This is a genomic window from Corallococcus carmarthensis, from assembly GCF_003611695.1.
Classification (GTDB): Bacteria; Myxococcota; Myxococcia; order Myxococcales; family Myxococcaceae; genus Corallococcus; species Corallococcus carmarthensis.
This window is the reverse complement of sequence record NZ_RAWE01000230.1, coordinates 1-15,767: the sequence shown is the minus strand read 5'-3', so window position 1 is coordinate 15,767 and position 15,767 is coordinate 1. Positions and strand designations below refer to the sequence as shown.

Sequence of the window (15,767 nt, the reverse complement as noted above, 5' to 3'; positions counted from 1 at the left end):
GGGGCCGGCTTCTTCGCCGCGGGGGCGCGAGTCGAATTGCCGAGCAGGTCCTCCGCGGTCGTGTCCGGAACGGTCTCGGTGGGAGCCTCCGGCACGGCCTCGGGGGGCGGCGGCGTGGGCTCGGCCGGCACGGCGGCCGGCGCCTTCGCCACGTCCTGGGCAGGCGCCGTGTCCTGGACGGGAGGCGTGTCCTCGGCCGGCGGAGGCGTGGACGGACGCCCGGCGGGGTGCGCGGGCCGCGTGGGAATCTGCTGCACCGGGGTGGGCGGAGGCGGCGTCGACGTCCGCGACTGCTCCAGGCCCACGGCCACGCGCAGCTCGGGGACGAAGTAGAGCCCCGCGCCCACGATGGACAGCGCCACGACCACCAGCAGCGTGAACACCAGCGCGGAGCGCAGCGTGCTGCCCTTGCGGACCGGCTCCGGCTCGCGCCGCGCGGCACGGGGCGGCTCCGAGGGCTCCGGCCGCACCGGTATGGCCTTGCGCCGGGTCGCGTCGTCGCGCGTCGAGCGCGAGGTGGACGACTCGTCCGGCTCCGCGGCGGGCGCGGGGGCGCGGGCGGAGACGGCGCGCATGCTCGACGCGGTGCTGGAGCGCGGGGGCGGCGTGCTCGGCGACGAACCGCGCACGGCGCGGCGGGACCCCGTGCGGCCCCGGGCAGGACCGGTGGGGCCGGTGTCGGGCTCGCGCTTGCCGGTGGAAGAAGAGGTCTCGCGCAGCAGGGCCTCGTCCAGCATCACGCGGGCCTGGGGCTCCTCGCGGCGCGACGCGCGGGGCATGGGGATGCGCGGATGCGTGTCCCCGTCGCCCTCGCGCGCGGCCGGAGCGTCGTCCGGCTCCGCGGAGATGTACGGCACGCTGGAGTCCCCCTCCAGGGCGCGCGCATCCACCGAGACCAGGTCCTCCGACGGCCGCGTGTCCTGCATCGTGGGCCGGGGAGCCGGACCCGATTCGAGCGACCCGGACTCCAGCGCGTCCTCTTCGAAGCCGGCGGAGCGCGAGGCTCCGGACTGGATGGAGGCCACCTGGATGGTGGGCGCGGCGTGCGACGGAACCGGCCGGCTGCCGTTCGACGGCGTCATCCCGCCGGGACGCGAGGTCGGCAGGGACGGCATCGCGGCGGTGGGGCGCTGGCCCTCTGGAATGCGGGGCTCGGCCGGGCGCGCGGACTCGTACCGGGGCAGGTCGAGGCCGCGGGACGAATCCGAGGCGCGGGGCGCATCGAAGCCGCGCGAGGACTCCGGCGCGCGCACCGGCTCGAAGCCCGGCAGGGGCTCCGGCGTGCGAGCCGCGTCGAACGCGGACGGCGGCGCGGGGCGGCTGCCGTTCGACGGCGTCGTCACTCCGGGGCGCGACGACGGCAGGGACGGCATCGCGGCGGTGGGACGCTGCCCCTCCGGAACGCGGACCTCCGCGGCGCGAAGCTCGGCGCCCGGTGAGCGGCCCCCCTCGGGGATGGGCTCCGGCCACGGATAGGGGCTCGCGGGAAGCTCTTCGTCGTCCAGGAACGGGCCGTCCGGCGGAGGCGGCGGCTCCATGAACGGCAGCGACTCACCCGCCGTGTCGAACCGCTCCGGCCCGGAATTGAAGGACGGCATCGGCGGAGGCGACACCGGCCGCGACGCATCCACCGGCACGAAGGGCACGGGCCCATCCGCGGGCCGCACTGCCGGGATCGCCGCCATCGGCGGAGGCGGCGGCGCGAACGAGCGGGGCTCGGCCACAGGCGGCACGCCCCGAGGCCCCACCGAATCCGAGAAGGGCAGCGAAGCGCCCCGCTCCCCCGCGTCCGCGAACGGCCGCGACACCGGCACGTCCGGCACGGGAGGCGCGTCGCGCGACGTCAGTCCTGGCTCCGCGTACGGCAGCGACGTGGCGCGCGGCGCGGTGGGCTCCCCCAGCGCCTCCGAGACCGGCAGCGCGTCCGCCCGGGGCGCGGTGGGTTCACCGGGCGGCGGGGCCGGAGCTTCCGCCTCCACGGCGCGGTCGGAAGGAAGCCGGATGGCCGGCAGGCCCTCGAGGATGGTGGGCCGGTCCATCGCGTCCTGGCGGACCTCCACCGTGGGCGACGGCTCCGACGACGCGGGGCTGGGCCGCATCTTCGCGCGCGCCGCTTCCTCCAGCGCCTCCACCGGGAAGGCGGGGCGGGTGGACTCGTCCACCATCACGCCCGGGCGCGTCTCACCGTCGTCGCGCGCGCCGCCGCCGTCCTCGCGGCTGCGCGGCGTGGGGTGGAAGGACAGCGGCTCCACCGGCCCATCCAGACGGATGGTCTTCGGCGGCAGCATGGGCGCCTGCATCGTCGGGCGCGGCGCGGGGCCCAGCGATTCGTAGGTGCCGCTGGCGCGCACGTCGCGCGACACCTCGCGCAGGGACGTCAGCAGGCGCCGTTCGGACTGGTAGTCCGAAGAGAACAGGTCGCGCATGAAGCGGCTGACGCTCTCCGGGCCCGCGCTGGTGTCGATCTCCATCAGGCACGCCTGCAGGCGCACCCGGAAGTCCTCCGCCGTCTGGAAGCGCTGGGCCGGCTCCACCGCGAGCGCCTTCGCCACCAGCTGCGACACCGCCGGCGGCGTCAGCGGCTCCACTTCATTGAGCGGCGCCACCTTCGGGTTCGCCACCGCGGACATCAATTCGCCCGGCGGCAGCACGTCGAAGGGGTTCTTGCCGGAGATGAGCTCGTAGAGGCACAGGCCCACCGCGTACAGGTCGCTGCGGCGGTCCACCGGCTGGTGCCGGGCCTGCTCGGGCGACATGTAGAGGAACTTGCCCAGGATGATGCTGGGGTTCGTCTTCGCCGCCGACAGCCGGCTCTTCGCCAGGCCGAAGTCGATGACCTTCACCTCCCCCTCGTAGGAGATGAGGATGTTCTGCGGCGAGATGTCCCGGTGGACGAGCTTCAGCTCCTTCTCGTCCTCATCCCGCTTGCGGTGCGCGTACGCCAGCGCGTCCAGCACCCGGCCCATCACGTAGAGCACGAACGTGAGCGGCAGCGGCGTCTGCCGGTCCCGCACGCGCGCGGCCACCTTGCGCAGGTCCTTGCCGTCCACGTACTCGAGGGCCATGTAGGCCTCGCCCTCGTTCACGCCCATGTCCAGCACCTGCGCGATGGAGCCGTGCCCCAGCCGCACCAGCGTGCGCGCCTCCCCTACGAAGCGGTCGACGAAGTCCTGGTCCTCCGCGAACTGCGGGAGGATCTTCTTGATGACGCACAGCTTTTCGAAGCCCTGCGCGCCCTCCAGGCGGGCGAGGTAGATCTCCCCCATGCCGCCGGTGGCCAGGTGCGACAGGAGCGTGTACCGGCCGAAGGGCTGCGGCCGGAAGGGACGCAATCGGGCGGGCTGGGTCGAAGAGTTCATGCGGTGCGGGGGTCCACCACGGGAAGCGCATTGAACCCCGGGCAGGGCCCCCGCTTCAACCGGTCAACCGGCCGCGCCGGTCGCCTCACCGGATACCGGGGTTGGTCAGCATGCCCATGTCCTCTTCAATCACCTCGAAAACCGCCACCTTGTCCCGGGGCGGCCGCACCACCCGCTCCCCCAGGGGCATGACGTCGAAGCGGGCCCCGGTGGCCGCCAGCAGCTTGCCGGTCATCAGCACCTGGCCGGGGGCCGCGGTGGAGGCCAACCAGCCGGCCACCCCCATGCCCTCTCCCACGGCGCTGTACTCCGTGCGCGCGTCGGTGCCGATCATCCCCACCAGCGCCTTGGTGGAGTGCAGGGCGATTCTCAGGTCGCACCGCTCGTCCTGGGGACGGCGGGCCATGCCCCGCTCCCAGTCCGCGCGCAGGGCCAGCGCCGCGCGCACCGCGCGGACCGCGTCGTCGCCCTTGGCGTAGGGCACGCCGAAGAGGGCGCGCATGGACTCGCCCATGAAGCCTTCCACGGTGGCCTCGAAGCTGAAGACGATGCCGCTCATGCGCGCGTGGAAGTCGTTGAGCAGCTGCGTGGCCCGCGCCGCGCCCAGCCGGCCAATCACCGCGCTGAAGTCCGCCAGCTCCGCGTGCAGCACGGTGAGGTTCTTCTCCTCCAGGCCCGGCAGCTTGCCGCCCGTGCGCTGGGCCTCGGCGGCGCGGCGCTCGGCCACCTCCGGCGAGTGGAAGCGCTCCAGGTTGCGCCGCATCCGGTCCGTGCTGGAGCCGTCGCGCACGGCGAAGCGCTGCACGCCGCTGGCCACCAGGTGGGCCACCGCGGTGCACGCGTCCAGCATCAGCTCCAGGCTGGTGTCGCCCTCGCCGGGCACGTTGACGTAGAGCACGCCCGCGAAGGGCGGCTCGGTGCCGATGGGGATGCACAGCACCCGGTTGACGCCGTACATGATGACGCTCTCGCGTCCGGCGAAGCGGCGGTCGTCCTTCACGTCGCCCACCGCGAGCGCGCGGCCCTGGCGGATGGCCTCGTCCACGATGGCGTCCGACACGGGCACCTCGCCCTTGGCCAGCCGTCCCCGGTGACGCACCGCCGCGGGCACCAGCGGCCCGGTGGCGTGCTTGAGCAGCACCACCGCCGTCGTCGCGTCGGTGCGCTCCAGGAGCCGGTCCATCGCGGACTCCAGGAACGCGGTCAGCGTGCGCGCGGTGGCCAGCGCCTCCGCGGCGTGCACCAGCAGCACCAGCGTCTCGTAGGACACGCGCGGGCTGGCGACGGCGGAGCTCGCGGGCAAGGGCGAAGGGCCTGAGAAGGCGTCGTCGAACGGCAGCGGGCCCACGTTGTCCAGGAGGCGCAGCACGTCCGCGTCCTTGACGTTCTTGGCCATCAGCACGGACGGCCCCACGTCCGTGCCGTGCCCGAAGCGCACGACGCCGCCCGCGCCCAGGTCCATCATCTCCGTGGCGGCGTTCTCCACCGAGTGCGGCTGGCGCACCGCCAGGGTGTTCTCCCCCAGCGCCACGGTGTCGCCCGCGTTCAGGGGTTTGCTGCCCTGCAGCGGCGCGCCGTTCACCCGGCTGCCGTTGCGGCTGCCCAGGTCCTCGATGCGCAGGGCATCGCCCTCCACGTAGAGGCGCGCGTGCCGGCGCGACACGAGGTCACCGCCCAGCACGATGTCGTTCTCGTCCGCCCGGCCGAGGCTGGTGACGCCCTCCGGCAGGTCGTACGACGTATCGAAGTAACCGGGCCCGTTGATGATGATCTGCCACATCGGGCGCATGACATTACACGACCTCCCAATCTTCCGAGAGTCCGAGACGCTTTCCCGTGGAATGCGAGCGTCCGGCCGAGGCCCCGGATGCCCTCCCGCGTCGCGTCATACCCCTGGGTCCCCCCGATGTGGGAGGAGGTTGGGGTCGGACTTCACCTGGGGCGGTGGATGAAGAGGCGCTCATCCACGCGCAGCGTGCGGAACGCCGTCAGCGGCCGGGACGCGGGGCCCCGGAGCACGCTTCCGTCCAGGCCGAAGCGCGAACCATGGCAGGGGCACTCCACCATCCCCAGCGCTCCATCCCAGGCCACCGCGCAGTCGCCATGGGTGCAGGTGCGCCACACGGCGCGGTAGCAGCCGTCCGCCGCGTGCACCACCACCACGTCCAGGAGTGCGTCCGGGACGCGGATGGAGGCGTGTCCTCCCGGTTCGCGCAGGGTGGGATGGTCCGCGAGCGCAACCTCCACCCAGCCCTCCTCGGGCGTGCCGGGAAGGCCCGTGTCGCCGCACGCCGCCGGCGCCGGGTCCGCGTCCGGGTCTGGAGGGGGCAGCACCACGGCCTCGCGCCAGTCGCCGCCGCACCCCAGCGCGGCCAGGGCGCAGGTGCCGCGCAGGAGCGTGCACAGCGCCTGGCGGCGGTCCACCCCACCCGCCTCCGCGTCGCCGGGAGGAAGGTGGGGAGCGCGAATGCTCACGGAACGCCGCCGTCCGGGAGCTGGCCGTTCACCACCGACAGCGCATCCAGGTCGAAGCCGCCGGACGTGCCGCCGTAGCTGTTGAGCCCCGTGTCGGTGAGGCGCACGAAGCGGGCGCGGGGAAGGCCCACGTCCGCCAGGTCGAAGCCGTCCCCGCCCGCCACGGCCGGGTCGGTGGGGGACACGCCGTTGTCCGGGGCCGAGAGCACCGGATGGGTGCCGGCGCAGCCCGGGTAGCCCCCATCCTTGTCGGTGGAGGCGCAGGGGAAGTCGAACCACAGGACACCGTCGTCGCTGACGGACACGCTGGCCGTCTCCGCGAAGATGTCGCCGCCGAGCTTCTGGAAGGCGTTCTCGAAGACGAGCAGGTCCACGCCCGGGCCATCCACCGCGAACAGGCCGGTGAACTCCAGGGTGATGGAGCCGCCCCGCCCCAGCGACAGCACGTCCAGCGAGCCCGCGAACTGCCCGGCCCCCACCGGAGGCCCGAGCACGACCTCCGGGAAGCGGTCCTGCCCGAAGCCAGCCTGGTCGCCGAACCGGTACGCCGTCACCCGGTCCGCGAACGGATCCACCGGCCGCGAGCCCGCGTCGGCACCAGCATCGGCATCCACGTCCGTGCCGGCATCGGAAGCACCGGCATCGGACGTGCCGGCATCCGTGCGGGTGCCGGCGTCCACGAGGTCGACATCCGGCAGCGGACCGGGGTCGGAGTCGCCCGTGCACGCCCCCAGGGCCAGCAGCGCGCCGAGCGCGAGCAACGGGCGCTTCATCACTGGCCCTGCCGGATGCGCACGAGGCGGCGGCCGTTGACGTCCGTCACGCCCACGAGCAGGTCCGGGCCCAGCGACGACAGCAGGTCCACGGCCGTGCACGCGTCCGCCGCGTTGAGCACCGCCTCGCGCGTGCCCACGCTGATGGGCTGACCGCCACCCAGGCCGGGCGTGAGCGAGAAGCGGGACACGTCGGTGACGCCGAAGCCCGTGGCACCGTAGGCGCCGCGCGCCACCGCCACGCCGTTGCCGAAGCCCGTGGCGGCGTTGAAGTCAGAGCCCACGTCCACCTTCGGCTCGTTCGTGAGCACGACCGGAGTGCGCGAGGCCAGCGCCTCGCCCAGCTTCGCGTTGGACACGGCGTGGGCCACGTTCACGTACGTGTCCGCCACCGCGTAGCCGAACACCGCGATGCTGTTGTCCGCGATGGCGGTGAAGCCGCTGGCGCCCACCTGCGCCGGGAAGTCCACCACCTTCACCGCGGCGTAGGGCTTGGCGGAGGTCACCAGCGCGTAGATGCCCAGGTCGCCCGACACCGTGTCCAGACCGCCGCCATTGACGAAGAACGCGTCCGTGGTGCCCACGGCGGTGTAGTTGGACGGCGCATTGAGGTAGGCCGTCGCGTCGCGAGCGGACGGATCCACCACAGCCACGGAGCCCGGGGCCGGGAAGCCGCTCTTCGTGTAGCCCGCGAGCAGGCGCGTGCCGTCATGGGCCAGGAAGTAGGACGGGAAGGCGGCGGTAGGATTGGCGCGGTCCGCGGGCGCCAGCACCGTGTCGATCGCCGCGCTCCCCAGCGTCACGTCCGGCCAGGTGCCCAGCGTGAAGACGTCGCGGCCCGTGGCCGTCTCGCGCAGCGCGAAGAGCGAGTACGTGGGGCCGAGCGTGGACACCACCGCGCGCACCTCCGGGGACAGGTCCGCGGACTCCGCCACGGTGAAGCCCGCCTGGAGCTGGAGCGTGCCCAGCACCGACTCGCGAGGCACCGAGGCGCAAGAGCCCGTGCCGCCATCCGTGCCCGCGTCCGTACCGGTGCCACCGTCGGTGTTCGTGCCCGCGTCGGTGCCCGCGTCCGTGCCGGTGCCCGCGTCCGTGTTCGTGCCCGCGTCGGTGTTCGTGCCCGCGTCATCCCCCGGCAATGGGGTGAAGTACCCGCACTTGTTGTCCACGCAGGCCCAGCTGCTGCCCTCCTCGGGATCCCCGTTCTTCTGCTGGCAGTCGATGGCGTCCGTGCACTCATCGCTGCAGCCCGTGCCGCCCAGCACCACCGCCAGCAGGGCCCCCAGCAGCGCCGCGCGCTGGCCCTTCGTGCCCATCCGCTTCATGTCGGTCCGCATCGCGTCCTCGCTCCTGGCCTTCCCGCACGGAGGCGGAAGGCATGCCCCTGGCGGGAGGCGGCACGGACGCGAGGCACCGGACCGCCCGGCGCAAGTCGCGCCCAGGAGGCCTGCCTTCGCCGTCAGCTCCCCGCGGAGGTTCCGGTCTGTCGCCGGGGCCTCCGTGAAGAGGACACCGGATCGTCGCCAGGTCTTCGGACTCGCGGGAACGGGGTTCGTGAGAACGCCGCTCCTGCTTACCGCTGCGGGGCAGTCCCGGAATCACACCGGGTTCCCTGGAAGCCCTCACGCCCCATGGCGGGAAGGCATCGATGACGGGGCGGGACTATGGCGGCCCCGGGGCAATGTCAATGCGGCGCGGGCTCCGGGCGTCGGTCACGCATCAGCACGTAGCGCCGCGTGCTGCCGTCCACGACCACGGTGGACACCACCCGCCAGCCCTCTGCGCCCAGACGCTGGAGCTCCGCGAGGTCCTCGTCCGGGCTCTCACGCTTGACGAAGGTGTACTCGTACGCCGGTGCCGGCGGAGGCGCGGGCGGCGGCGGTGGCGCTTCCTTCTGCGGCGTGGCCTTCGGGCGGGGCGTCTGGGCCCAGACCGCCGAGGGGACGAGGAATGCGGCGGCCGTGCCGAGCAGGACGCCCAGCAGCACGAGGAGTGAGGCGAGACGACGGTTCATGGAAGCGCACCCGGGGGAGGGACCGCGGGCATCTAATGCCGCCACCCCCACCCCGGTAGCCTCCCGCGCCCCGGACGTTCGGGATGGGCGCGGGATGCCACCGGGACCGTCCGCTGGAGAACGGCCCCGGCGTGCGTGCGCGGCTACGGCAGCTGCACGCCGTTCACCACGGCGACGGCATCCAGGTCGAAGCCACCGCTGATGCCCGCGTAGCCATTGGCGCCCGAATCGCGGATGCGCACGAAGCGGGCACGCGTGAGGCCCACGGCGGCCAGGTCGAAGCCGTCCCCGCCCGCCACGGCCGGGTCGGTGGCCGGGATGCCATTGGCGGGGTGCGAGTGCACGGGCGTGACGCCCGCGCAGCCCGGGTAGTTGTTCGCCACGTCCGAGGACGCGCACGGGAACTCGTGCCACGTGACGCCGTCGTCGCTGACGGCCACGACGCCCGTCTCCGCGAACGGCTTGCCGCTGGGCTTGAGGAACGCGTTCTCGAAGACGAGCAGGTCCACGCCCGGCCCGTCCGTCACCGCGATGTCGGTGAGCTCCAGGACGATGACGCCGTTGCGTCCGAGCGACAGCACGTCCAGCGAGCCCGACCCCGCGCCGTCTCCTCGCGGAGCGCCCAGCACGATGCCCGGCAGCTGGCTCTGACCGAACCCGGCGCCCGTGCCCGGAGAGAAGGACACGATGCGGTCCGCGAACGCGTCCCCCACCAGCGTCTGGTCCTGGGTGGAGCCCTGCCAGTCCTCACCGCCGCACGCCACGGTGAGCAGCGCGGTGAAGCCCAGCGCGAACGACTTCGGAAGAAGGGTCTTCTTCATGGGCGTGCTCACCGGACCTGCGGGGACTGCTGGATGCGGACCAGGCGAGTGCCGCGCTTGTCATCCACGCCGACGAGCAGGTCCGAACCGATGGCGGTCAGTCCGGTCACGCGCGTGCACTGGTCCACGTAGACAAGGACCGGCTGACGGGCGCCGACGGTCACGGTCGCGCCGTCGTTCGTCACGTTGAAGGCGAAGCGCGAGACGTCCGTGCCGGCGAAGTTGTAGTCGGGCGGAACGTAGTCGCCCCGAACCACCGACACGCCCTCGCCGTGGCCCGAGGCGGCGACGAAGTTGGAGCCCACGTCGAGCGCGGGCCCATCCGCCACGACGAACGGCGTGCCGGAGGTGAGCGCCTGGGAGATGGCCGCCGGGCCCACCGCGCGGCCTTCGTTGCGGAAGGTGTCGTCGGAGTAGTAGCCGAGCACCGCGACGCCGTTGGTGGACACGGCGGTGAAGCCGCTGCCGCCCGTCTCCGGCGGGAGCGTGCCCACCTTCAGCGCGGTGAACGGAGAGGCGTCCGTCTTCAGCGCGTAGATGGCCAGGCCGGCCGACACCGTGTCGAGCCCGCCGCCGTTGATGAGGAACGCGCCCGGAACGACGCCCGCGGAGAAGTTGCTCGGCGCGGAGACGTAGGTGGAGCTGGCGGGCGTGGCGATGTCATACACACCCACGGAGCCCGGGAAGCCCGCGCCGGACTTCGTGTAGCCGGTGAGGACGCGCTGGCCATCCGTCTCCACGAAGGAGCTGAGGAAGAGCACGGCGGAGGGGCTCCGGTCGGCGGGAGCCGCCACGTCGAACAGCGGCATCGCGCCCAGCGACACCTGCGGCCACGTGCCCAGCGAGTACAGCGCATGCGGGCCGGAGTACCCCTCCGACACCACCGTGTAGAGCGAGTACGTCGGGCCAGGCGTCACGCCCACCGGGCCCGAGGACGAGGGCAGCGGCGCGGACTCACCGGCCACGAAGCCCGTCTGGAGCTGGAGCGTGCCCAGCTTCGGGTCGTACGTGGCGCTCTCGCACGGATCCGTGCCGGCGTCGGTCCCCGTGCCAGCGTCGGTCTCCGTGCCCGCATCCGTCACCGTGCCCGCGTCGCTGGTCGTACCCGCATCCGTGGTCGTGCCAGCGTCGGTCGTCGTGCCTGCGTCGGTCGTGCCCGCATCCGTGGTCGTCCCGGCATCGGTGCTCGTGCCCGCGTCGCTGGTCGTACCCGCATCCGTGGTCGTGCCCGCGTCTGTCGTCGTTCCAGCATCCGTGCTCGTGCCGGCATCGGTCTCCGTGCCCGCGTCGGGCACGGAGTTGGACGTCAGCTCGCAAGTGTTCTCGACGCAGGTGTAGTGCTGTCCCGAGGGGGCGCCGCCCTTGTCGCGGCAGTCGAAGTCATCGACGCACTCATCGCCGCAACCCGTGCCGGCCAGCGCCATCGCGAGGCTCGTCAGCACCCACGCGAAGCCCTTGAGTCCCCGCCCCGTCATCATCCGCTCTGTCTTCATCCGCGACTGCTCCCTTGCATCGCCCCCACGGGCGAGGTGAATCCAAGGGGCGAGGACGGAGAGCGGACCGCGAACGAGGGACACGTCAGGACACGACACGCCGCGCGAGCGGAAGACCTCCGTCACCTCCCCTCGGAGGCTCCGGTCTGGCCATGCCCGGGGGCATGGGTCGTGGCAGGTCTTCGGACTCACAGGCGCGGGAGGCCCTCATCGGGTCACCCACCTACTGGCCGTCGCTTCCCAGCTCCTTGAGGAGCCAGTGCTTGCGAGGACGGCGTTCGTTCCTGATCACCGCTGCGGGGCAGTCCCGGAATCACACCGGGTTCCCTTTAAACGCCACCTCGTGCGGAGGCGGCGTACCAACGACGCGCGCTGGAGTATGGCGGACGGCAAGGCTTGTCAATGCAACGCTTCAGGGCACCGCGACGATGTCGATGGCGTTGGACACGACGCGTCTCGGGTCCACCGGACACGCGTCCAGCGCCGGGCCCTTCGCGGCAGGAGTGGAATTGCCACGCCGCTCCACGAGCTGGCCATCGCGCACCTCCACCACGAACACGCGGCCCGCGTTCACGTCCGTGACGTACACGGCATTGCCCACCACCGCGAGCCGCCCCCCCACCGCGAGGTCGCAGCCGTTCTCCGGCCCGCCCGTGCAGCCCGGCGACAGCGCATACGACGCCACGGGCTTGTCATCCTTCACCAGCACCAGCCCCGTGGCCCGCACCGCCTTCGCGCGGTAGCCGCTCGCGGTGTCGAACACCGCCTCGCCCAGACAGCTCACCACCAGCTGGTCGCCCACCGCCTGCACGTCGCCCGCGTTGAGACAATCCTTCGCGCCCAGGTCGATGGCGTGCACCCCGCCATCCGCCGGGTCGATGCGCGCGAGCATCCCGGGCCCGTTGGGCAGATAGTCATTCGCGGGGTTCAGGTTGGTGAGCGCCACGTAGACGCCCGCGTCCACGGACACCGCCGCGTACGGAAGCGCCATCGTCATCCCGCCGTCGAAGGACTTCAGGTCCAGGCCCGTGAGCGGAACGGTGTCCACGAGCCGCGGGTGTTCGGGGTCGCTCACGCTGACGCGCGCCACGGCGTTGCCCTGCTTGAAGTCGGAGCCGGCCGTGCCGAACAGCGGGATGTAGAACGTGTCGCCGCGCTTCGCGATGACCTGCGGGCTGGTGTTCGCGCCCAGGTTCACCTGCCCCACCGTGCGCACTCCCAAGCCACCGCCTTGCGCGGCCCCTTCCCGCTTGAGCACCTGGAGCGTGTTGTTCACCGAGTCGAGGACATACACATACGGACCATCCACGAGGATGTCATTGGGCGAAGACGCCACCGCGCCCAGCGAGTCCTCCTCCGCCACCGTCCCCAGCGCCCCCGCCGGAGCCTGCGACAACACCGAGCGCGCCGCGTCCGCCGCCAGCACCACGCCATCCCACGCCGCCAGCGACTGCACGCCAGAGCCGAACTGCCGCCGGGGCCCCATGAGGTCCGTCCCCGCCTGGATGCCGACGAGTTGCCCGTTGGTGTAGCAGGCCGTCACCACGTCATACATGCACCGGCCCGCGTGGCAGGACTGCACGTCCGGGCACACCGCGCCGCACGCGCCGCAGTTGAGCGGATCATTCGCGAGCACCACACAGCTGTCCCCGCACCGCTCGGCACCGGCGGAGCAGCCCTCGCGGCAGGTGCCGGATTCGCAGACCTGCCCGGAGGGACACGCGGCGCCGCAAGCACCGCAGTTCAGCGGGTCGCTCGCGATCGCGACGCACGCGCCACCACAGACCTCCGTGCCCGGCTGGCATCCACACACGCCCGCCTGACACGTCTCCCCTGCTCCACAGGCGGCACCACACGCGCCGCAGTTCGACGGGTCGCCCTGCAGGTCCACGCACTCAGCGCCGCAGACATCCAGGCCGGAAGTGCACAGGACCTTCTCCTCCGGGCAGCCGGTGAGGAGCGCCGCCGACAGGGCCGACAGCAGCAGCGCGAGCCGCGCATCAGGGAGGAGACGCGACATGGGAGGCCTCGGGGGGAGAAGGGTCGAGCGCCACGGCGAGCGTCACGTACGCGGCGCGGCCGGGCAGCGGCATGCCGGTGTAGTCGGCGGTCCGCGCATCGAGCAGGTTCTTCACGTCGAACGACACGGTGAGGTCGGGCTTGCGCAGGAAGGTGCTGGAGGCGCCCACGCTCACCCAGGTGCGTGAAGGCAGGGACAGGCGCGCCTCGCCCACGCGGTTGATCAACTGCGCGGACTGGACGAGCACCTCCGTGCGGCCGTTGAGCCAGTCCGGTCCCACGCGCAGCCGGCCCACCCACTTGTGGCGCGGGCGGTACGGCAGCTCCTTGCCGAAGTAGCGAGGGTCGCCGTAGCGGTTCTGCGTGCGGGTCCACGCATAGCTGCTGGTGGCGATGAGCCACGCACGAGGACGGGCCTCCACCTCCACCTCCGCGCCCCACACGCGAGCGGCGGCGAAGTTGTACGGCTTGGCGAGCATCGGTGGGTACAGTTCGTAGGCGATGAGGTTCTCGTACACCGCCGCGAAGCCGCCCGCGGTGACGTTCCACACGTCGTCGTGCCACAGGGCCGCGGCGTCCACGGACAGGGCGCGCTCGGGCTTGAGCTCCGGGTTGGGCAGCAACAGGCCCTGACGGATGTAGAGCTCCAGGAACGACGGCGCGCGGTGGGACTGGCCCGCGTTGGCGCGCACGCCAAAGCCGTGGCCCAGGTCCACGCTCGCGCCCAGCTTGGGCGACAGGAGCGTGTAGTGGCCTACGCGCTCCACGCGCAGCGACGGCACGAGCTTCAGGCGTTCGGAGAACAGGGACAGTTCGTCCATGGCCATGACGCTCGCGCGCCACCACGACGCGGCCTGGCCCCCCACCGCCTGCGTGACGGACTCCGATGATCCGGCGAGCGTGATGGCGAGCGCATTGCGGCCCAGCACCGCGCGCCCCTCCACCTCCACGCCGCCCACGGTGTAGTGCTGCGCGCCGGCATCCACGCCGGTGCTTCCGCCGGTGACGTCCAGCCAGTCGCGACGGAAGAAGCCGCGAGCACTGCCCTCACCCGTGTCCCCGAAGGGCCGTCCCCAGCGCGCGCCCAATGACAGACGCGTCTGTTCCTGACGGCGGGACACGGTGGGGTTCTGCACGGTGCCGGAGAGTGCGCGGTCCTCCAGCGACAGCTCCGCGAGTACGTCCACGCGTCCGCCACCATCCAGGCCGTGCCGGTACTTCAGCAGCGCGCCGCCACCACGAGCGTCGTTGCGCGTGCGGACCTCTTGCGTGAGCGGGTTGTCGTCCAGCGCGGGCAGTTCGTCGACGCGGTAGCTGAAGTCGCCCTGCGAACGGCCGCCATGCAGCAGCACCAGCGCCTGTCCATCGAGCAGCGCGCCCGACGCGGCGACATGGGCCATCACGGTGTCGAAGCTGCCGTAGGTGACCTCACCGCTGGTCAGCAGCCGCGACGAAGGCGCGCGGGTGACGAGGTTGACCGCGCCGCCCAGACCGCCCGCGCCGTAGCGGGCACCGGCCGCGCCGCGAAGGATCTCCATCCGCTCCAGCAGCGCGACGGGGATGAGCGACAGGTCCGCGACGCCGCCCGCACCGTTGAGCGGAATCCCATCCAGGAACACGAGCACGCCATTGGAGGACGCGCCGCGCACCACGAGGTTCTTGCTCTGTCCGTACCCGCCGGAGTCCTGGACCACGAGGCTCGCGGATCCGCCGAGCAGCTCCGCCGTGTCACGCGCTTCGCCCACGCGCTCGCGAGCATCTATGACGGTGATGGCGCCGGTGGGGTCGCGGCGTGGAGCGGAGTCGACGGGTGACGCGGGGACTTCCCTGCCGATGACCTCCACGGTGGGGAGGACGAACTCAGGAAGGGGCGCCTCGTCGGGCGCAGGCGTTTCCTGCCCGGCCTGGGCCTGTCCCTGGAAGCTGAGCACCAGACCCACGACGGTCCGGGCGAGAAGCGAGCGCCACATGCTCCGCCTTCCGCTCCCTCCGTCGAAGAGAGAAGGCCTTACGGCAGCACCGCTGCCGCACCCCTGGGCAGGTCTCCTGGCTGACAGGCTCCAGACGTGGGCGCACGCTGCGCCCTTCTGGAAGGAACCCTCCACCTTCCCTTCGCATCCGCTGACGCGAAAGTGGTGACAGCCGAGGCTTCCAGCCCTGGACCTCAGGGCAACCCGTTCACAGTGGCGGGACCGCGCCGGACTCACACCGGCTTCCCTCTTGAAGGCCCGGCATGGGCACCCAAGGGCCCGGCCGTTCTAGGAGGTCACCCCAGGCCCGTCAAGGCGCGGCCCGTGTGGCCTCGAAGCCATCGTTCCGCGCGCTCGAAGACACGTCCCGCCCCCAATTGTCGCAGCAGTGCTGCGACAATCCTGCGTTGGAAAGCACGGCGGCGAACTGAACCCTTCCGTGCAGGCTCTTCAGCCCCGTCTCTCACCGCGCAAGACACGCGCTGGAGCATCCACGCCCATCCCCGCGCGTGGACGCCGCACGCACCGCCGCACGGTGCACTGACGCGACTTCAGAGGAGCACGCCGCTGGCACGCGGACTGCTCAAGCCCCGACGCGACCTCAGGCGGTCGAGCCAGCGAGGTGCCCGGGCCGTGGTGGCGCGGGATTCTGAAGGGGGAAGCGTGTCGATGCTGATGGCGGGGAAGCGGTTGGCGGTGTTCTCCATCCGCGAGGGCAAGGGCGGGAGCATCTGGGTGCGCGCGGGCAGCGCGTTCGTGAACAAGGACGGTTCGCTCAACGTGCTCCTGGACGTGCTGCCCCTGGACGGGAAGCTGCACGTGCGCGAGGCGGCGGAGAAGCGC

General features: G+C 72.3%; 11 protein-coding genes and 3 riboswitches. Of the genes, 1 reads left to right on the top strand and 10 read right to left on the bottom strand.

The annotated features are described in order from the left end of the window. From D7X32_RS46370 to D7X32_RS37190, 10 genes are all read right to left on the bottom strand, one after another. Nucleotides 1-3,359: serine/threonine-protein kinase (locus D7X32_RS46370; RefSeq protein WP_208752671.1), on the bottom strand; the 3,359-nt coding region annotated here is incomplete at its 3' end. An 85-nt stretch (nucleotides 3,360-3,444) separates the two neighbouring features. Continuing rightward, nucleotides 3,445-5,139, bottom strand: a complete 1,695-nt coding sequence (locus D7X32_RS37230; RefSeq protein ID WP_120607283.1) for an adenylate/guanylate cyclase domain-containing protein — start codon at nucleotides 5,137-5,139, stop codon at nucleotides 3,445-3,447. Between the two features lie 152 nt (nucleotides 5,140-5,291). Continuing rightward, nucleotides 5,292-5,834, bottom strand: coding sequence for a QcrA and Rieske domain-containing protein (locus D7X32_RS37225; protein WP_120607282.1), 543 nt, complete (start codon nucleotides 5,832-5,834; stop codon nucleotides 5,292-5,294). Then, on the bottom strand, nucleotides 5,831-6,607 hold the full coding sequence (locus D7X32_RS37220) for a cell surface protein (RefSeq protein ID WP_120607281.1): 777 nt from the start codon (nucleotides 6,605-6,607) through the stop codon (nucleotides 5,831-5,833). Before D7X32_RS37220 ends, D7X32_RS37225 begins: the two co-directional genes overlap by 4 nt. Beyond that, on the bottom strand, nucleotides 6,607-7,944 hold the full coding sequence (locus D7X32_RS37215; RefSeq protein WP_120607280.1) for a hypothetical protein: 1,338 nt from the start codon (nucleotides 7,942-7,944) through the stop codon (nucleotides 6,607-6,609). Before D7X32_RS37215 ends, D7X32_RS37220 begins: the two co-directional genes overlap by 1 nt. A 168-nt stretch (nucleotides 7,945-8,112) precedes the next feature. After that, a riboswitch (cobalamin riboswitch) is annotated at nucleotides 8,113-8,272 on the bottom strand. Nucleotides 8,273-8,291: 19 nt separating this feature from the next. Continuing rightward, nucleotides 8,292-8,621, bottom strand: a complete 330-nt coding sequence (locus D7X32_RS37210; protein WP_120607279.1) for a DUF4177 domain-containing protein — start codon at nucleotides 8,619-8,621, stop codon at nucleotides 8,292-8,294. A gap of 143 nt (nucleotides 8,622-8,764) precedes the next feature. Further along, nucleotides 8,765-9,442 (bottom strand): cell surface protein, encoded by a 678-nt coding sequence (locus D7X32_RS37205; RefSeq protein WP_120607278.1) that lies wholly within the window; start codon nucleotides 9,440-9,442, stop codon nucleotides 8,765-8,767. An 8-nt stretch (nucleotides 9,443-9,450) separates the two neighbouring features. Continuing rightward, on the bottom strand, nucleotides 9,451-10,935 hold the full coding sequence (locus D7X32_RS37200) for a hypothetical protein (RefSeq protein ID WP_120607277.1): 1,485 nt from the start codon (nucleotides 10,933-10,935) through the stop codon (nucleotides 9,451-9,453). Nucleotides 10,936-11,091: 156 nt separating this feature from the next. After that, a riboswitch (cobalamin riboswitch) is annotated at nucleotides 11,092-11,315 on the bottom strand. A 32-nt stretch (nucleotides 11,316-11,347) separates the two neighbouring features. After that, complete coding sequence (locus D7X32_RS37195; RefSeq protein ID WP_120607276.1) at nucleotides 11,348-12,955, bottom strand: MXAN_6577-like cysteine-rich protein; 1,608 nt, start codon at nucleotides 12,953-12,955, stop codon at nucleotides 11,348-11,350. Next, the gene (locus tag D7X32_RS37190; RefSeq protein WP_120607275.1) at nucleotides 12,936-14,924 is read right to left on the bottom strand and encodes a TonB-dependent receptor plug domain-containing protein; all 1,989 of its coding nucleotides are present in this window, start codon (nucleotides 14,922-14,924) and stop codon (nucleotides 12,936-12,938) included. Before D7X32_RS37190 ends, D7X32_RS37195 begins: the two co-directional genes overlap by 20 nt. Nucleotides 14,925-14,973: 49 nt before the next feature. Next, nucleotides 14,974-15,214: riboswitch (cobalamin riboswitch) on the bottom strand. Nucleotides 15,215-15,587: 373 nt separating this feature from the next. Between D7X32_RS37190 and D7X32_RS45150 the strand changes: the two genes are divergently transcribed. Continuing rightward, nucleotides 15,588-15,767: hypothetical protein (locus D7X32_RS45150; RefSeq protein ID WP_147450412.1), on the top strand; the 180-nt coding region annotated here is incomplete at its 3' end.